Source organism: Limnohabitans sp. (genome assembly GCF_034680285.1).
Taxonomy (GTDB): Bacteria; Pseudomonadota; Gammaproteobacteria; order Burkholderiales; family Burkholderiaceae_C; genus Limnohabitans_A.
In genome coordinates, this window is sequence record NZ_JAXITC010000009.1 from 1 (window position 1) to 17,552 (window position 17,552).

A 17,552-nucleotide genomic window follows, 5' to 3' on the forward strand; every position below is an offset into this window, starting at 1 on the left:
CGAGTTTGCGGCCTTCGAAAACGGCACCAAGGTGATTGCCCAGGCGATTGCCGAGTCCAGCGCCTTCAGCATTGCAGGCGGTGGTGACACACTGGCCGCGATTGCCAAATACGGCATCGAAAAGCAGGTGGGCTACATCTCGACAGGCGGTGGTGCATTCCTCGAGATCCTGGAAGGCAAAACTCTGCCCGCGTTCGAAATTCTGACCAAACGCGCTGCAGGCTGAACGCATTCCCCTCCCTTGTGGGAGCGAGCCCCTGCTCGCGAAACTTTGCCTGATCATGCAGACTCTTCGGCCGCAGGGGCAGCCTCCCACAAACGATCGCCCAACAAAAAACCCCGCATCGCGGGGTTTTTTGTTGTTGGAGGCGAAGGCCTGATCAGGCTTGGGCCGAAGTGGGCAAATTGCCGCGCACCGGGCTGGTCATATTGCCTTTGAAGTCGGTCCAGCATTCGCGGCTGAAGTCGTACATCTTGCAGTTTTTGGCGGTTTCAAAGTACCACTTCCAAGAGAAGGCTTGCACGATGATGCGCCCGGGAAGCATTTCTTCAAGCTTGGTTTGTGCCTGCTTCAAACGGTACAGCGGGATGCTCATGTCCACATGGTGAGCGGTGTGCTCCATGATGTGATGCATCATGCCGCCGATGTTGAAGGGGAAGGTCAGGTGCACGGTGGTGGACACGAAGGGCGCGGCCTTGGTCCAAGCGGCTTTGTTGTCGTGCCAAGACACTTTGACATGGGTGTGGTGAACATAGACCACGAAGCCGATCATGCTGTTCCAGAAGAAGAAGGGCACGGCGAAACCCAGCAGCAGTGACAGCCAGACCGACTGACCGGTGTAGACAGCCGCAGCGGCGATGGTGGCGATCCAGAACGCGCCAAACAGGGTGACCAGCATGCTGTCCTTGAAAAAGATCGGACGGCGCGTGGGCATGTGGGTTTTGTTGGGGAAGAACTCGCGCTTCCACCAGATTTCGATCATGTAGTACAGGCCCGGCGCCCAGCCACTGCGGTACGCACGCTCCAGCAGCTTTTGCATGGGGCTCAAGGCTTCAAATTCGGCCGCTGTCAACGGCGTCCAGACGAAGTCCACGCCTTTGAGGTTGGTGTAGCCGTGGTGCACCACGTTGTGGCCTGTGTCCCACAAGCTGTAGGGCGTGAGCGATGGCAAAAAGGCGATGCGGCCCAGCACCTTGTTCAGTTCGCGGTGGGGCGTCAGGCTTTGGTGGCAAGCGTCATGGCCAATGATGAAAAGGCGGCCGATCACAAAGCCAGCGGCCAAGGCGCAAAGCAGTTTGGCCCAAATCGCGTCCAAGGCGATCGTGCCGGAGATCAAGGCGAAAAACAAAGCGTAATCCAACACCAAGAGAGCGAAAGCCCTGACCGTGCTGCGCCCGGAAAGCGGAACCAGCCACTCGCGCAAAGTTTTGCGGTGCGGCAGGGGTTGGTCTAAACCAATGGGTTGTTCGGTGGTCGTGGTGGGTATGGCAGTCATGGCACTTCAGTTTTGACAAACTAGGCTCAAGTTTAGTCGTCCTGCCCTTCTGGTGGGCTGACAAGGATCAATTGAGGGTCTGCTTCACAGGGGATTCGGAGATCTCCCGGATCTTTGGGGGCATGGGGCCCGGCCCATTGGGGTTTCCCATCAGGGGAAGGGATCGGAAAGAACCGGCTATGTAACCGATTCCGTGTGAGAATTGAAATCAAATTACATGGAGAGCATTGAATGTCCCGTCGCGCTACCAAGATTGTTGCCACCTTAGGCCCTGCTTCCAGCGATCCCGCACTGCTTGAGGCCATGATTCGGGCTGGCGTGAACGTGGTTCGGCTCAATTTCAGCCACGGCAAGGCGCAGGACCATGTGGACCGTGCCCTTTTGGTGCGTGAAGCTTCTCACCGCGCGGGCCGCGAAGTGGCCATCATGGCCGACCTGCAAGGCCCGAAAATCCGCGTGGGCAAGTTCGCAGAGGGCAAGGTCATGCTGGAGCCGGGTCAGCCTTTTGTGCTGGATGCCTCTCGCACTGAGCCGGGTGATTTGCAAGGCGTGGGCCTGGATTACAAGGAATTGCCCCGCGACGTCAAGGCGGGCGATGTGCTCTTGCTCAACGACGGTTTGATCGTGCTCACCATCAATGCCGTCAAGGGCGAGCAGGTGCACACCACGGTCAAGTTGGGTGGCGAGTTGTCCAACAACAAGGGCATCAACAAACAAGGCGGCGGCCTCACGGCCCCAGCCTTGACCGCCAAGGACATGGACGACATCAAAACCGCCATGAGCCTGCGTGCCGATTACGTGGCCGTGAGCTTCCCTAAAAACGCCACCGACATGGAAATGGCCCGCCAACTGTGCAATGTGGCGGGTGCCGAATACGGCCACAAGCCGGGCTTGATTGCCAAGATCGAACGCGCTGAAGCCATCCCACACCTCGAAAGCATCTTGTTGGCCAGCGACGGCATCATGGTCGCCCGGGGTGACTTGGCGGTGGAAGTTGGTAACGCCGCTGTGCCTGCGCTGCAAAAACGCATGATCAAGCTGGCCAAGGTGCACGACAAAGTGGTCATCACGGCCACCCAAATGATGGAAAGCATGATCACCAACCCGGTGCCTACCCGCGCCGAGGTGTCCGATGTGGCCAACGCGGTGTTGGATGGCACCGACGCCGTGATGCTGAGCGCCGAAACCGCAGCAGGCAAATTCCCGCTCGAGACGGTGGAAGAGATGGCCAAAATCTGTTTGGCCGCAGAAGGCGCCGAAGACGTGGAAATCGATGCCGATTTCAAAGGCCAGACCTTCAGCCGCATTGACCAGTCCATCGCCATGGGAGCTTTGTTCACCGCCAGCCATTTGGGCGCCAAGGCCATTGTGGCCATGACCGAGTCGGGTTCCACCGCCTTGTGGATGAGCCGTCGCCGGGTACACATTCCGATTTATGCCCTGACCACGAAACTGTCGTCACAGCGCAAGATGGCCCTGTTCCGCAACGTCAGCCCTCTCCTCATGGACACCAGCGCCGACCGCGACACGGCTTTGGCCGAGGCTGAAAATCATCTGAAAAACCGCGGCATTGTGAGTTCGGGCGACGTGTATGCCATCACTTGCGGCGAGCCCATGGGTTCGCCCGGCGGCACCAACATGTTGAAAATCTGCAAGGTTGATTGAGGGTGATTCGCCCTGCCGGGAGGGGGCGGTTCAGACTTGTGTCAGGCCGAACCCTATAAAATCTGTTTCAGTTACGGGCCGGGTACACCTCGGCGCCTCTGAATTTTCAACTTTCCCGGGAAATCACCACCATGGCACTCGTTTCAATGCGCGAGCTGCTGGACCATGCCGCCGTCAACGGCTACGGCATTCCAGCTTTCAACGTCAACAATCTGGAGCAAGTCCAGGCCGTCATGACCGCCGCCGACGAAGTCGGTGCCCCGGTCATCTTGCAGGCCAGCGCGGGCGCACGCAAGTACGCTGGTGAGCCCTTCATCAAGCATCTGATCCAGGCTGCTACCGAGCAGTGGCCCCATATTCCTTTGGTCATGCATCAGGATCACGGCCAAAGCCCGGCGGTTTGCCAAGGTGCGATCGATCTGGGGTTTTCTTCGGTGATGATGGACGGCTCTTTGTTGGAAGATGGCAAGACCCCGGCCGACTTTGGCTACAACGTTGATGTGACCCGCCGTGTGGTGGACATGGCCCACAAAATGGGTGTGTCGGTTGAAGGTGAGCTGGGCTGCTTGGGCAACCTGGAAACCGGCGAAGCCGGCGAGGAAGACGGCATCGGCGCTGAAGGCAAGCTCGATCACAGCCAAATGCTGACTGACCCCGAAGAGGCAGCCCAATTTGTGAAAGCCACAGGCCTGGATGCCTTGGCCATCGCCATCGGTACAAGCCACGGCGCCTACAAGTTCAGCCGCAAGCCCACGGGCGACATTTTGGCGATCTACCGTGTCAAGGAAATCCACCAGCGCATTCCCAATACCCATTTGGTGATGCATGGGTCTTCCAGCGTGCCTCAAGAGTTGTTGGCCATGATCAACCAATATGGCGGCAACATGAAGGAGACTTACGGCGTTCCCGTCGAGGAAATCCAGGAAGCCATCAAGCACGGCGTTCGCAAGATCAACATTGACACCGACATCCGTTTGGCCATGACGGCCGCTTGCCGCAAGTTCCTGGCAGAAAACCCCGACAAGTTCGACGCGCGTGAATGGCTCAAGCCCGCCCGCGAAGCGGCCAAGCAGCTGTGCAAACAGCGTTACCTGCAGTTCGGCTGCGAAGGCCAGGCGGCAAAAATCAAGGGCGAGACCTTGCAAGTGTTTGCTGGTCGATATGCCAAGGGTGAGCTGGCGCAAGTGGTGAACTGAGCCTGCGATAATCGACCCGAATGGCCCGTTGACTGTTCAACGGGCCTTTTTCTTTTTTGCTGGACTGTTTTTTGCCATGACTTCTGCGCTTCACACCTCGGCCCTGACTTCCTTGCCCCTTCTGGCTCGAGGCAAAGTGCGTGACAACTATGCAGTGGGCGACGACCGCATCTTGATGGTGGCGTCGGACCGCATCAGCGCGTTCGACGTGATCATGGGTGAGCCGATTCCAGGCAAAGGCGTGCTGCTCACGCAAATGGCGCTGTTTTGGTTTGACCAGCTCGGACCCAAGGGCCTGAACATCTGCCCGATCCACCTGACAGGTGAAGCGCCCGAGAGCGTGGTGAGCGCCGACGAGGTGCCGCAGGTTGTGGGCCGCTCCATGCTGGTCAAGCGCCTCAAACCCATCCCGGTCGAGGCGGTGGTGCGCGGTTATCTGGCCGGCAGTGGCTGGAAGGAATACCAAGACAACCAAGCCGTGTGCGGCGTGAACCTGCCTGCAGGCCTGAAAAACGCGAGCCGCTTGCCCGAGCCCATCTACACGCCAGCGGCCAAAGCCGCAGTGGGTGAGCACGACGAAAACATCACCTTCGAACAAACCGTGGCCATGATCGGCGCCGACCTGGCCACCCGCATCCGCGACATCAGCATCCAGCTCTACAAAGCCGCGCGTGACATCGCGGCCACCAAGGGCATCATCATTGCCGACACCAAGTTCGAGTTCGGCCTAGACGCTGACGGCACGCTGGTGCTGATGGACGAGGTGTTGACGCCAGATTCTTCGCGCTACTGGCCCGCCGAAAGCTATGCAGAGGGCGCCAACCCGCCCAGTTATGACAAGCAGTTTTTGCGTGATTGGCTGGAAACTGCCCTAATCAACGGCAAGCCTTGGGACAAAACCCCGCCTGCGCCGCGTTTGCCCCGCGAAGTGATCGAGAAAACGGCTGCCAAATACGAAGAGGCGATGAACAAATTAATGACTTGAAGTTTGCGGTATGTCGGGCAGATTTAAGTAATGTGTATAAATCAGGAACTTAAAATTTGGAAATAAATTTTAAATATTTTCTATGAATGTGCCAAAGCCTGATTTGAGTAATGCTGTAATAATAATCTTTTCCGATCTGTATTCTAATCCATCACGGAAAGTGCTATCTAATAAGCTGGAACCAAAGGATGAAAATTCTTTTTCGAGACCTTTTTCGCAAATATCATTGTAAAAATCTTTAAAATTTCTATCGTTACTTTTGAATTTTTCAAACAAATCTATTCCGAAATTTCTTCTTTCATCATCGTTTGGGAAATTCATCTTACTTAGCGTAAATATTGTTGCTTGGTATTGTGGAGTCAAAACAAATATGTAATCTTTTTTGACAATATCTTTTGAGGTGAACTCTATGTAGCCTTTTTCGATATTATCTAAAATACTAGTCATGTATGTTTTTGGCGGAGTCTTTTTTACTGATTTGTAAATATCAAGCATGAATTTATTTTTGCGCATTTCCTCAATTGCTTTATTTAAATAATCTTTATTATTTAGCTTTTCAAACTCTACAAAAAATTGCTCTCCAATTTTTTCTTCAAGAAATTTTCGATCGATACCCATTTTAAAGTTGGGTTCTTTGAAGATGGTTGAATCAATTGGCGTTGAGGATAATGTTAATGCTAATGCGGCTTTGTTTGATAAAACTGCTTTATATGTGAGAATATTATTCGTGGTCATTTTTTTAAACAACGAGAGAGTATGGTTTCTGCCTTTTTCAATTCTTATATTAGTCGACACTGTTGCTGATCGCATCGATAAGAATTGCAGGGAAATCAGCCCGCGAAAGCCAGCAGTGTCATGCCATCCAGCAGCAAAGTGGTGCTGGCCACCAGCAAGCTGGCGTTGGCGGCCGTCCGGCCGCGTGGGTGTAAGGACGCACCCCAGAATACCGCCAGGCAAACCAATTCCAGGCTGCCGCGCATCCACAGGTAGCGACTGCTCCCCAACAAATTGGCGGCATCGGGGCTCATGAGCACGGCATACAGGAAAACACCCTTGACCAGCCAGAGTGCAGCGCCAAAATGCAGGGAGTGCAGTTGTGCCAGCTGGCTGCGCAAAGACATGTTCGAGCGCACAGTCGCACCGCCGAGCAGGCATTGCAGCTCTTCCGGTGTGATCAGGGGATCGGTGCGTGACATGGTTTGAAAATGTAGCCAAAAGTGATGGTTAAATTCTAGGGTGCAACCCGCCCAAAATTGCTGTCAGTGGCCATGTTCGCAGCTGAAACCGGTAAACATCTGTAACGACAAGTATTACATTTGGCGCTTTGGGTGCCAGAACGAGAGGATTGAATGACGCTTTTCCGCCCCGCTACCGCCTTGATGGTGCAGTACGCGCATTACCACCGCGATCGCCGCAACATCGCCACACACCTGGTGGGCATCCCGCTGATTTTCATGGCCGTCGGTGTCTTGATGCTGGGCCCGGCCTGGCCTGTGGCGGGTCAGACGCTGACGCTGGCTTGGGCCATGTGGGCGCTGACCAGCCTTTGGTACCTGAGCCGGGGCGATGTGTTGCTGGGCTTGGCTACATCGGTTGTCAATGGCCTGCTGATCGCGGCCGCCCATGAGGTGCCGCCTTTGGCGCAAACCCTGGGCTTGGCGGTTTGGCAGGCGGGCTTGGGCTTGTTCTTCATCGGCTGGGTCATCCAGTTCATTGGCCACTATTTCGAAGGTAAAAAACCTGCTTTTGTGGACGACGTCGTCGGCTTGTTGGTGGGGCCGATGTTTGTGGTGGGTGAGGTGCTCATGTGGGCTGGGTTGCTGCAGCGGATGCACATGGACATCGAACGCCAGGCAGGGGCCACCCGTTGAGTGTGTGGGCTGCGCTAGCGTCAAAAAGCCCGGCTCGTCTGCATCGCGGCAGCTGAACCGGGCTTGGGATGGTGGCCTCGCTTGTGCTCAGTTGAGCATCATGCTCAGCTTGCGCCGGTAGCTGGAAATCATGGCCATGTGCGGGTCTTCTTGCATGGCGGCTTTGCCCATGAGCTCGATACCCCCGGCTGACTTGCCGGTAGCGTCTTGCGTTTTGGGTTTGGGAGGTGTCATCAGCTCCAGCAGCGCCACAAAGGTTTTGCGCGGTGCCTCGTCGCTCCACTTTTTGTCGCGCATGATGATTTCCAGCAACTCGTCCAGGGCCGCTTCCCACTGGCCAATGGCGATCAACAAGCGGCTTTTGGCAAAACGGGCATCGAAATCACGCTTGTTCTGGGCGATCAAAGCGTCAAACTGGTCCAAGTCCCATTCGCCGCGTGGGTCGGTGGTCACAAATTCCAGAGCCTTGAGCCATTGGGTTTGTGCCTCAAAACGCAAGGGCACCGGGATACGTCCCATGGCCGGCGCCAGCAAGGCCGAGGCTTCGGCCAATTCACCCAGTCCGATCAACAGTTTCACCAGGTCAAAACGCGCATCGTCGTTGCCGGGGTCGGTGGCCAAGGCTTGTTCCAATGCGGCGCGAGCACTGTCGGCGTCACCCGCCTGCATGTGCTCTTGCGCTTCTTGAGCGGCGGCTTGGGCTTGCAGCTCGCCTTCGGCGGGCAGGTGTTTGTCCAAGAACTGCTTGACTTGGCCTTCGGGCAACGCACCCATGAAGCCGTCGACCGGCTGGCCATTTTTGAGCAAAACGCAAGTGGGCAGGCTTTTGATGCCAAAGGCCCCGGCCAGTTGTTGTTCTTCGTCCGCGTTGATCTTGACCAGCTTGAAGCGACCTTCGTAGGCGAGCTCAACTTTTTCGAGCACCGGGCCCAGCGATTTGCAAGGGCCGCACCAAGCGGCCCAAAAGTCCACCAGCACGGGCGTGGTCATGGAGGCTGCGATCACCTCGGCTTCAAAGTTTTGTATCGTGACGTCCATCATGGCGGGCAGTGTTCCGGGTTGTGTTCCAGACCCCAAGCGGGTGAAACCTTAAAATTCAACATTGATCACGAAAAGCACCCAATGACTCAAGCGCTCATCGGCGTCGTTATGGGTTCCAGCTCCGACTGGGACACCATGCAGCACGCAGTCCAGATTCTCCAACAGTTTGGCATCCCTCACGATGCCCGCGTGGTTTCTGCCCACAGAATGCCGGACGATATGTTCACTTATGCCGAAACCGCCGCAGCGCGTGGTTTGCAAGCCATCATTGCGGGCGCGGGTGGGGCGGCCCATTTGCCCGGCATGCTGGCGGCCAAAACGGTGGTGCCGGTGCTGGGTGTGCCCGTGCAGACCAAGGCCCTGTCGGGCGTGGATTCGCTGCACAGCATCGTGCAAATGCCCAAAGGCGTGCCCGTGGCCACCTTTGCCATTGGCGCAGCCGGTGCTGCCAATGCGGCTTTGTTTGCTGTGGCCATGTTGGCCAACAACGACCCGGCCCTGCGCCAAAAATTGGAAGCTTTCCGCGCTGAACAAACCGCCATGGCCCGTGCCATGACCCTCCCAGCGGTAGGTGCCGCATGAGCCGCGCCATCTTGCCGGGGTCTATGGTTAATGGCCAGATGGCCACGCTGGGCGTGATGGGCGGCGGCCAGCTGGGCCGCATGTTCGTGCACGCCGCGCAGGCCATGGGTTATTTCACCGCCGTGCTCGACCCAGATGCGGCCAGTCCGGCTGGACTGGTCAGCCACCACCACATCCAGGCCGATTACCTGGACGAACAAGGTTTGGCGCAGTTGATGCAGCGCTGCGCTGCCATCACCACCGAATTTGAAAACGTGCCCGCACCCGCGCTGGTGACCCTGGGCGCCCACCGCCCTGTGGCCCCAGCGTCCGAGTCGGTTGCCATTGCGCAAGACCGTGCGGCCGAGAAGGCCCATTTTGTGGGCTGTGGCGTGCCGGTCGCGCCGCATGCTGTGATCGTGACCCCAGAGCAGTTGAACGCTGTCACGGTGGATTTGCTGCCCGGCATTTTGAAGACCGCCCGCATGGGTTACGACGGCAAGGGTCAAATCCGCGTCAAGACCCGCGAGGAACTGGCTGCCGCTTGGGCAGAGTTGAAGGGCGTGCCCTGCGTACTCGAAAAAATGCTGCCCCTGCAAGCCGAGTGCTCGGTCATCTTGGCGCGTGGCGCCGACGGGCAGATGGTGAATTTTCCGGTGCAACTCAACCTGCACCGCGACGGTATCTTGGCCGTGACCAGCGTCTACGAAGGTGCCGTGCCGGCCGATGTGGCCGCCCAAGCCGTGGCTTCGACCCGCGCCATTGCCGAAGGCCTGAACTACGTGGGCGTGCTGTGCGTGGAATTTTTCCTGCTCGAAGGCGGCCAACTGGTCGTCAATGAGATGGCCCCACGTCCTCACAACAGCGGCCACTACACCATGAACGCCTGTGACCAGTCGCAGTTTGAGCTGCAAGTGCGCACCCTGGCAGGGCTACCTCTCACGCAGCCGCGCCAGCATTCGAGCGCCATCATGCTTAACCTGCTGGGCGATCTGTGGCCCGAAGTCACACCCACAGGCAAAGGCCCCACCAGCCCCGCTTGGGGCCAAGTGCTGGCGCTGCCCGGCACGCATTTGCATTTGTATGGCAAGTTGTCGGCACGCCCCGGCCGCAAGATGGGCCACCTGAACATCACTGGGGCCACGCCCGAGGCTGTGCGGGCCACCGCCTTGCAGGCGGCCGCTTTGCTCGGCATTGAAGCGTTTTAAAGACCACCATGATCCTGAGCACCTCCCAGGCTGCCATCGCGCAGGCTGCACAAGCTTTGTGTGACGGCCAGTTGGTCGGACTGCCGACCGAGACCGTGTACGGTCTGGCGGCCAATGCCACCGATGAAGCGGCCGTCGCGAAAATCTTTGTGGCCAAGGGCCGCCCGGCCGACCACCCGCTCATCGTGCATGTGGCCAGCTGGGACCAAGTGCCGATGTTTGCGGCGAAAGTGCCCGACTTTGCGCAAGCCTTGATGGCCGCTTTTTGGCCCGGCCCACTCACCTTGATACTGCCGCGCCAAAGCGGTGTGGCCACGGCTTCGGCAGGCGGGCAAGACTCCATCGGTCTGCGCTGCCCCTCGCACCCGGTGGCCCAAGCTTTGTTGCAAGCCTGTCTGCCGCTGGGCGTGCTGGGTGTCTCGGCCCCCAGCGCCAACCGCTTTGGCCGCGTGAGCCCCACCAGTGCCGCGCATGTGCAGTCAGAACTGGGGCCTGATTTGTTGATTCTGGATGGCGGCGACTGCGCAGTTGGCATCGAGTCCACCATCATCGACTGCACCCGTGGCGAACCCGTTTTGCTGCGCCCAGGACACATTACACGGTCGCAGATTGAAGCCGTTTGCGGCCGCACCGTGCTGGACAAGGACGCACCGCAAGCGGTGTTGGGCCAGCCTGCACCCCGAGCCTCTGGCACCCTCGAATCGCATTACGCGCCGCGTGCCAAGGTGCGTTTGATGACGGCGGCTGACATTGCCCATAAATTGCAAGCCCTCGGCCCACACGCCAACAACCTCGGACTCTGGTCGGCAGAGCGACCTGCCAGCGAACAGGCCATGGGTTCAGGGGTGGGCGCTGGGGTGTTGTGGCGCCAACAAGCCAACACGGCCGAGCAAGCCGCGCACGACTTGTTCAGCGTGCTGCGCGACTTGGACGCTCGGGGGGTGAGCCAAATTTGGGTCCAGCTGCCGCCCGACACGCCCGAATGGGAAGGCGTACGGGACAGGTTGCAGCGGGCTGCGGCTTAAGGCGCTGTAATTTATCTGTCCAAGAACAAGGCCCGCGCGAAGCGGGCCTTGTTCATAAAGTTTTCGGGATTACTTCACCTTATCAAACTCTTTTTTGGCTTCCGCGTGGCAAAGTGGAGGTTCATATGTGCCATGGTAATTGCCGTAATAAGTCATAGGGTCAGTTGCCAACTCAGTTCCGTGTAAGTATTGAATAGTCGCATCTACATCAACCGATCGAACATTCGTAAGACCTTTTGCATCGAAGGCGGCTTTCATGACAGCCTGATGCACAGCAGGCGGCACTGTGGGGTCGCCAGAGCCACCGCATAGCATCAGTGGTGATTTGGGACTCCAGTCCAGTAGGTCGTTTTTCTTGGCTGCAGCGACTACAGCATTGTTCGCATTTGCGGTGATGTCTGTGATGAAAGCAGGTTGAAACAGTGCATCGCGGGCCTGGTTTGGGGTTCCGCCACCTGGCAACTTGCCGCTGGTGACCAGAGTGATGTAGTCCAAGGTAGGATTAGGCAACAAAGACTCGATCCCATCCGCATAAGGTGCTTTGAATGCCGTTTTGACATCGCTGTACAAATTGCCGTAGATCTTCTGCCATGCGGTGACGAGGTAAGGCACAAAGAACTGGTAGCCGGCAATTGCGTTTGGCAGTTGCATGGATCCCGACAGGTTGTACGGTCCAGCCAAGTGTGCGCCGGCCACAACGTTGATCTCCGAAGACAGGCTCTTTTCAATGGCGCGGTGTGCCGCCATCGAGGCATGGCCACCTTGAGAGTAGCCCGTCAGCATGACCTTGCCGTTGAGGCTGGCTCCTTGCGAAGACACAGCATTGCGCGCAGCGCGAATCGAGTCGATCACCGATGAGGCCTCAGTGTCTGCATGCAGATAAGGGTGATAGCTGTGACTGGATTTGGCGAATCCCAAATAGTCGGTGGCTACCACGGCATAACCTTGGCTTGCGTACATGGCAGCGAGTAAGAAGGTTTCGCCGTCGGCAGGGTTGGCCAGTGTGCGGGGTTTTTGCACATCTGTGCCTTTGGCATAAGCCACCAAGGGTGCAGCGGCCGTGCAATCGGCGCCCGATGGGAGCAACAAAACGCCCGAAGCATTTGAGCTTTCGCCCTTGACACCGGGTGTCAGGTAGTTAATGGAAACGACCTTAACGTCACATTTGGCTTTGCCGCTCAAACCCACAAGTGGCCCACCGTCGAACTGTGCTTTGGTCAGTGTCGCCAGCAATACGGGGCTCTCAATCAATGTGCCATGAGGTGAATCGCCTCCCCCGCAAGCCGCAAGCAGGGCTGCACCCAAAATCGAGATGCCGTATTTCAATGTCTTCATGGTTTGTCTCCATTGGATTAAAAAGAACAATCGTTCTTTTTTCACTGTAGTCGACTCATGGGTATCTAACCATGGGGTTATCACTGACTTTTGATCGGCAGTCAGGGGCTATCAGCTCACCGATAACGCAACTTCATCACCAAAATCATCAGCGCCAGGCTGGTGGTGATGGTGTTGGCGATGATGATGGGCCAGGCCACCAGCAAAACGCCATAGACCAGCCACAGTGCCACGCCCACGGTAAAGAGGCTGTACATGCTCAGAGAAATACCGCTCACGTCTCGGGTTCGGAAGGTTTGCCAAGCTTGAGGTACAAAGCTGGCCGTGGTCAGGATGGCGGCCAAAGAGCCGACCCAGTCGATCAAGTTCATGGTGTGTTGGCCTTGGGCGATCGGGTGTCGCGCACGGTCCATTCAAGGAGTTGGTCAAGAGCCGCTCGGGCTTGTTGGGCGTTGGGGTGATTCAAAACGGCCACCAGTGTGTAGCGTTGCCCGCTTTGCCCTTGCACATAGCCCGCGACCGAGGCCACGTCGCGCAGCGAACCGGTTTTGAGCCAGGCGTTCCCAATGACTGGGGATTGTGGGTTGCGGTCTTTGAGTCGGGCGGTGGTGCCGTCCATGCCGGCCACCGACAGAGAACTGACAAAGGGTTTGGCGTGGGTCCCAGAATGGGCTGCTTGCAGGAGCGCGGTCAAAGCCTGAGCCGTGCTGCGTTCGTGGCGGGAGAGACCTGATCCGTTGTCCATCACGGGCTCATCCTGTCCTGCAAATCCGCTTCGCCACCACTGCGACAAGCGCACTCGCGAGGCTTCGAATCGGCCGGGTGCCCCCAACTCGCTCGACAGCGTCAGGTAAAGCTGTTGGGCCATCACGTTGTTGGAGAACTTGTTGATGTTTTGGATGATGTCGGACAGCGGCAAGGACGGCGCTTCCAGCAGCAGCCTGGCCGATGCTGAGCGCGTGCCGTAACGCACTTGCCCGGTGAGTTGTCCGCCCGCACCCAGCCACAGGGCGCGAATGACACGCGGCGCATAGGCTTCTGGTTCGGGGTAGGCCACGGGCCATTCGCGCTCTCCGCAGCGTGAGGGGTAGCTGCCTGCAAAGCGCACTTGCAAGGGTTGGCTGAAGTCGGCTTGCAGCTGACGCCTCCAGTCGGTGCAAGGGGCACTCGTCAAGGGCAATTGGGAGGGGACTGTCAAGCCCGCCAAGGGCGGTTCAAAACGCACTTGCACTTGCCCACTCGCACCATCGGGGGTGAATTTGTAAACCACAGCCTTGAAGTTCAGCAGCAAGCCGTCGGGCGACACGTTGTAGGGTCGAAGGGGCTCGTCGTCAAAGGGTTCGCTGCGTTCGCGCACGTCAAACACACTGCGGTCGAGCACGATATCGCCGCGCACCTCGCGCACGCCCGCAGCCTGCACTTGGGTCATGAGGTCTTGCAAGCGTTCAACGACCAGCTTAGGGTCGCCACTGCCTCGCACGATCAGGTTGCCCTGCAGCATGCCTTCACGCAAAGGGCCGTCGGTGTAGATGCGGTTACGCCAGACATGGTCAGGGCCCAGCAGGCTGAGCCCAGCATAAGTGGTGAACAGCTTCATGACCGAAGCGGGGTTCACGCTGGCATGGGCTTGGTGCGACAAATGGCGGGGCTCGGTGTTCGAGATCAGGCTATTGGGCAAGGGCGTGATGAGGACACTCAAGCCCGACGGTGGGACTTGGGCTTGTTGCAAGGTTTGCAGCACTTGCCGCGGCAGTTTGCCCTGCGCCAAGTTGTGGGTCGGCTTTTTGTTCTGGGTCTCTTGGGCGATGGCCGGCCCACCCAGCGCCATGCCCACTGCCAGGGCCAGCCACAGCCACCTGCGCAGCGCGATTCTTGGCAGGGTGCGACCCGACACAAGCAGCCGCAATAAGGCCGGGGCAATGGACCCAGAGCGTGGGCGCGAAGAGCTGGAGAACAACATCGGTCAAGTCTAACGGGGTGGATGGCGTTTGTTCTTGGGCGCTCGAAAGAGAGGCATCGGCCCCGTATGATTCAGCCCATGCGATTTTCTTCAAAAACCGTGGGCCTGGCTTCTGCGGTCATCACGGTGTTCATCTGGACCGGTTTCATTGTCATTGCGCGTGCTTCGGCTTCTCGGGGCTTGCTGCCTTTGGACATTGCTCTGGCCCGCATTTTGGGGGCCAGCGCCGTCTTGCTGCCCTGGGCTTGGTGGTTGATGCGTCCGGCCCGTCTTGCGGGCCAAGCCGTGGGTTCATTGGGGGGGCTGTCGCCCTTGCCCTTGGGGCCTACATTGCAGGCGGGTGTGTTGGGCGGTTTGCTCTACGCCGTCTTGGCCTACAACGGTTTCTTTTTTGCCCCCGCTTCCCATGCGTCGGTCTTGTTGCCAGGCAGTCTGCCCCTTTGGACCACCCTGCTGGCTTGGCTGGTCTTGCGCGAAAAAGTTTCATCGGCCCGTGCGGTGGGGCTGGGCTTCATTGTGCTGGGTGATGTGTTGGTGGGCGGTGCCAGTTTGCTCTTGGCCTTTGACGGCGGAGAGGTCTGGAAAGGTGATTTGATGTTCATGACGGCCGCTTGCTGCTGGGCGGGCTACAGCGTCACCGTGCGTCGCCATGGGTTGGATGCGGTACGCGCCACCATGGCCATCACCGCGTTTGCTTTCGTGACTTTTGTCCCGGTTTATTTGGTTCTGGTGGGGTTGGGCGTAGTGCCCAGCCATTTGATGCAGGTGCCTTGGACCGAAATCGTTTTCCAAGCGGTGTTCCAAGGTGTGGGCTCTGTGGTCATTTCGGGCATCACTTTCACGCAGATGGTGCGCCATTACGGCCCGGTGCGTTCGACCATGATCACGGCACTGGTGCCGGGCTTATCGGCCTTGGGCGCGGTGTGGTTCTTGGGCGAGCCCCTGCACTGGAATTTGTTGGCTGGTCTGGCATTGGTGACCAGCGGTATTTTGTTTGGCGTGCGTCAGGCCAAAAAACCAGCACCCGATGCGGAGGTCAAATCATGACCGCAGTCACTCAGCCGCGTTGGCTGGCTTTTGACACCAGCACCGATGTGCTGTCTTTGGCTGTGGCTCGCGGCGACCAAGTCTGGACGCAGACCTTGCCAGGGGGGGCACAAGCCTCCAGCGGTTTGATTCCGGCGGTGCTGGCCATGCTCGCCGAGGCCGACATGCCTCTGGCCTCGCTAGACGCCATCGTTTTTGGCCGGGGTCCGGGCTCTTTCACGGGCTTGCGCACCGCGTGTGCCGTGGCGCAGGGCTTGGCCTTTGGTTCGGATTTGCCGGTCTTGCCTGTGGATACTTTGCTGGCTGTGGCTGAAGAGGCCCGCTGGGCGCAACTTCAAGCCGGGGCCATCGCACACGATGCCGAGATCACCGTGCTGGCGCTGTTGGACGCCCGCATGGACGAGGTCTACAGCGCCGCTTACCGTTGGGAGCCCGTGCCGGGCGCAAACCACGGCCGTTGGCAAGAAGCCGCGCCCTTGCAGGTGGGTGCCCCCGAAAAACTCCAGTGGCCCAATGACTTCCCGGTGCTGCAGGCTGGCAACGCCTTTGCCGCATATGGCGAGCGACTGCCCCAGGTGGTGCCGGGAGGCTTGCGCTGCGAGGCTTTGCCCACTGCCGCCGCATTGCTGCGCTTGGCGCCCGCCTTGTGGGCCCAAGGCCTGGCTGTGCCGGCTGAACAGGCCATGCCGCTGTACATCCGCGACAAGGTGGCCAACACCACCGCCGAGCGCGAGGCCATGAAGGCCAAGACAGCCCTGGACAAGGCCGCAGCGCAGCCATGAGTCTGTCCAGCAAGCCAGCTTCAATTGACGAAGGCACTCAGCCGTCGGAAGCCACGCGCAACCGCGTCACGCTGGCCCCCATGACGCAGGACGACTTGGACGCGGTGATCGCCATCGAGCAAACCGCCTACAGCCACCCCTGGACGCGGGGCAATTTTCGTGACTCGCTCAACCCGCTGTTTGATGCCCAATGTCTGTGGCTGGATGGCGAATTGTTGGGTTACTTTTTGGCCATGCGCGGCTTTGAAGAGATGCATTTGCTCAACATCACCGTGGCGCCAGCGCACCAAGGACAAGGCTGGGGCCACATGATGCTGGACGCCTTGTCGTTGATGTCGCGCCATGAAGGCGCGCAGTGGTTGTGGCTGGAGGTACGCCAAAGCAATCTGCGGGCACTGAAGGTCTACGAGCGCTATGGCTTCAAGCAGATCAGTGTCCGCAAGGATTACTATCCTGCAGGCCGCCAGCAGCGAGAGCATGCGGTGGTGATGAGTTTGAAACTGTGAGCCTGAACATGAGCGACCCCACCCGATTCGACCTGGACGACCGCCAACGCGCCATGCTGGCCGAAATGGGCGTGCGCGTGTGGTGGCCGCAACGCCCCGCCGACGAACAGCCTCATGCTCAAGCTCAGACCCCAGCCCCGGTGCTTGCCGCTTCGTCTGATGTGGCCCTGCCCGCGTCTGCTCCCGCGGGGTTGGCCCCTGCGGCATCGCCGGTTTCACGGCCTGCGGCCCCAGCCCCCACGCCTGCCGTTGCGCCCATGCCGGTGCCCGAAGTGCTGGTGGGCAAGCCCTTGGCCGAGGGCGTGGATCAGATGGATTGGACGGCCTTGGAAGCCACCGTGGCCGCTTGCCGGGCCTGTGATTTGTGCACGAACCGTCAACAGGCCGTGTTCGGCGTGGGTGATGTGCAAGCCGATTGGCTGGTCGTGGGTGACCCGCAGGTCGAAGCCGAAGGCCAGCTTGGCGAACCGTTTGTCGGTCAAGCCAAGCAGTTGCTCGACAACATGCTCAAAGCGGTCGGTTTGAGCCGCGAGGCAAAAGGCGAAGGGGGTGTCTACATCACCAGCAGCCTCAAGTGCCGCCTTCCCGGCAGCCGCAACCCCAGCCCGCAAGAGTTAGCCACATGCGAGCCGTATTTGGCGCGGCAGGTGGCTCTCGTCAAACCCAAAGTCATTGTGGTGATGGGGCGGTTTTCGATTCAGTCTGTGCTGCAATCGACCGAGCCGCTGGGCAAATTGCGTGGTCAAGTCCACAGCTACCAAGGCGTTCCTGTGGTGGTGACCTACCACCCCGATTCGTTGCTGCGCAATCTGCCCGACAAGGCCAAGGCCTGGGCCGATTTGGTGCTGGCGCTCAAAACGGTACAGGGATAAAC

19 protein-coding genes are annotated in these 17,552 nt (G+C 58.8%); 12 read left to right on the top strand and 7 right to left on the bottom strand.

Annotated features, from left to right (window positions below):
- Positions 1 to 226, top strand: a 226-nt coding sequence (gene pgk / locus SWE17_RS08780; protein ID WP_322992724.1) for a phosphoglycerate kinase, incomplete at its 5' end; no start/stop codon positions are given.
- Between the two features lie 154 nt (positions 227 to 380).
- On the opposite strand, the gene SWE17_RS08785 is transcribed toward pgk, so the two are convergent.
- Positions 381 to 1,496, bottom strand: coding sequence for a fatty acid desaturase (locus tag SWE17_RS08785; RefSeq protein ID WP_322992725.1), 1,116 nt, complete (start codon positions 1,494 to 1,496; stop codon positions 381 to 383).
- A gap of 231 nt (positions 1,497 to 1,727) precedes the next feature.
- Here SWE17_RS08785 and pyk point away from each other — a divergent pair, with 231 nt between their 5' ends.
- From pyk to SWE17_RS08800, 3 genes are all read left to right on the top strand, one after another.
- Positions 1,728 to 3,161: a pyruvate kinase gene (pyk, locus tag SWE17_RS08790; protein WP_322992726.1), complete on the top strand. Its 1,434-nt coding sequence runs from the start codon at positions 1,728 to 1,730 to the stop codon at positions 3,159 to 3,161.
- Between the two features lie 131 nt (positions 3,162 to 3,292).
- Positions 3,293 to 4,357, top strand: coding sequence for a class II fructose-bisphosphate aldolase (gene fba / locus SWE17_RS08795; protein WP_322992727.1), 1,065 nt, complete (start codon positions 3,293 to 3,295; stop codon positions 4,355 to 4,357).
- Positions 4,358 to 4,433: 76 nt separating this feature from the next.
- Positions 4,434 to 5,342 (top strand): phosphoribosylaminoimidazolesuccinocarboxamide synthase, encoded by a 909-nt coding sequence (locus SWE17_RS08800; RefSeq protein WP_322992728.1) that lies wholly within the window; start codon positions 4,434 to 4,436, stop codon positions 5,340 to 5,342.
- A gap of 69 nt (positions 5,343 to 5,411) precedes the next feature.
- On the opposite strand, the gene SWE17_RS08805 is transcribed toward SWE17_RS08800, so the two are convergent.
- Positions 5,412 to 6,077, bottom strand: coding sequence for a hypothetical protein (locus SWE17_RS08805; protein ID WP_322992729.1), 666 nt, complete (start codon positions 6,075 to 6,077; stop codon positions 5,412 to 5,414).
- Positions 6,078 to 6,172: 95 nt separating this feature from the next.
- Positions 6,173 to 6,538, bottom strand: coding sequence for a hypothetical protein (locus tag SWE17_RS08810; RefSeq protein ID WP_322992730.1), 366 nt, complete (start codon positions 6,536 to 6,538; stop codon positions 6,173 to 6,175).
- A gap of 153 nt (positions 6,539 to 6,691) precedes the next feature.
- Here SWE17_RS08810 and SWE17_RS08815 point away from each other — a divergent pair, with 153 nt between their 5' ends.
- On the top strand, positions 6,692 to 7,213 hold the full coding sequence (locus SWE17_RS08815) for a DUF962 domain-containing protein (RefSeq protein ID WP_322992731.1): 522 nt from the start codon (positions 6,692 to 6,694) through the stop codon (positions 7,211 to 7,213).
- An 87-nt stretch (positions 7,214 to 7,300) separates the two neighbouring features.
- On the opposite strand, the gene trxA is transcribed toward SWE17_RS08815, so the two are convergent.
- Positions 7,301 to 8,254, bottom strand: coding sequence for a thioredoxin (gene trxA / locus SWE17_RS08820; protein ID WP_322992732.1), 954 nt, complete (start codon positions 8,252 to 8,254; stop codon positions 7,301 to 7,303).
- 81 nt (positions 8,255 to 8,335) lie between these two features.
- On the opposite strand from trxA, the gene purE reads away from it, so the two are divergent.
- From purE to SWE17_RS08835, 3 genes are read left to right on the top strand one after another with little or no spacing between them, the layout of a single operon-like run.
- Positions 8,336 to 8,836, top strand: a complete 501-nt coding sequence (gene purE / locus SWE17_RS08825) for a 5-(carboxyamino)imidazole ribonucleotide mutase (protein WP_322992733.1) — start codon at positions 8,336 to 8,338, stop codon at positions 8,834 to 8,836.
- Positions 8,833 to 10,023, top strand: a complete 1,191-nt coding sequence (locus SWE17_RS08830; protein ID WP_322992734.1) for a 5-(carboxyamino)imidazole ribonucleotide synthase — start codon at positions 8,833 to 8,835, stop codon at positions 10,021 to 10,023. The genes purE and SWE17_RS08830 overlap by 4 nt, the downstream gene beginning before the upstream one ends.
- An 8-nt stretch (positions 10,024 to 10,031) precedes the next feature.
- Complete coding sequence (locus SWE17_RS08835; protein WP_322992735.1) at positions 10,032 to 11,048, top strand: L-threonylcarbamoyladenylate synthase; 1,017 nt, start codon at positions 10,032 to 10,034, stop codon at positions 11,046 to 11,048.
- 69 nt (positions 11,049 to 11,117) lie between these two features.
- On the opposite strand, the gene SWE17_RS08840 is transcribed toward SWE17_RS08835, so the two are convergent.
- The 3 genes from SWE17_RS08840 to dacB all read right to left on the bottom strand — a co-directional run bounded on the left by SWE17_RS08840 (position 11,118) and on the right by dacB (position 14,343).
- Positions 11,118 to 12,383: a lipase family protein gene (locus tag SWE17_RS08840; RefSeq protein ID WP_322992736.1), complete on the bottom strand. Its 1,266-nt coding sequence runs from the start codon at positions 12,381 to 12,383 to the stop codon at positions 11,118 to 11,120.
- A gap of 116 nt (positions 12,384 to 12,499) precedes the next feature.
- Positions 12,500 to 12,754: a SemiSWEET transporter gene (locus SWE17_RS08845; RefSeq protein ID WP_322992737.1), complete on the bottom strand. Its 255-nt coding sequence runs from the start codon at positions 12,752 to 12,754 to the stop codon at positions 12,500 to 12,502.
- Positions 12,751 to 14,343 carry a D-alanyl-D-alanine carboxypeptidase/D-alanyl-D-alanine-endopeptidase gene (gene dacB, locus SWE17_RS08850; RefSeq protein WP_322992738.1) on the bottom strand — a complete coding sequence of 531 codons (1,593 nt, stop codon included), beginning with the start codon at positions 14,341 to 14,343 and terminating at the stop codon, positions 12,751 to 12,753. Before dacB ends, SWE17_RS08845 begins: the two co-directional genes overlap by 4 nt.
- Before the next feature lie 78 nt (positions 14,344 to 14,421).
- Here dacB and SWE17_RS08855 point away from each other — a divergent pair, with 78 nt between their 5' ends.
- Genes SWE17_RS08855 through SWE17_RS08870 form a run of 4 tightly spaced genes read left to right on the top strand, consistent with a single transcriptional unit; the run spans position 14,422 to position 17,550 of the window.
- Complete coding sequence (locus SWE17_RS08855) at positions 14,422 to 15,390, top strand: DMT family transporter (RefSeq protein WP_322992739.1); 969 nt, start codon at positions 14,422 to 14,424, stop codon at positions 15,388 to 15,390.
- Positions 15,387 to 16,172, top strand: coding sequence for a tRNA (adenosine(37)-N6)-threonylcarbamoyltransferase complex dimerization subunit type 1 TsaB (gene tsaB / locus SWE17_RS08860; protein ID WP_322992740.1), 786 nt, complete (start codon positions 15,387 to 15,389; stop codon positions 16,170 to 16,172). The genes SWE17_RS08855 and tsaB overlap by 4 nt, the downstream gene beginning before the upstream one ends.
- Entirely contained in the window at positions 16,169 to 16,678 is a 510-nt protein-coding gene (gene rimI, locus SWE17_RS08865) for a ribosomal protein S18-alanine N-acetyltransferase (RefSeq protein WP_322992741.1), read from the top strand. Before tsaB ends, rimI begins: the two co-directional genes overlap by 4 nt.
- An 8-nt stretch (positions 16,679 to 16,686) precedes the next feature.
- Positions 16,687 to 17,550: a uracil-DNA glycosylase gene (locus SWE17_RS08870; protein WP_322992742.1), complete on the top strand. Its 864-nt coding sequence runs from the start codon at positions 16,687 to 16,689 to the stop codon at positions 17,548 to 17,550.
- The last annotated feature ends 2 nt before the right edge of the window (positions 17,551 to 17,552 follow it).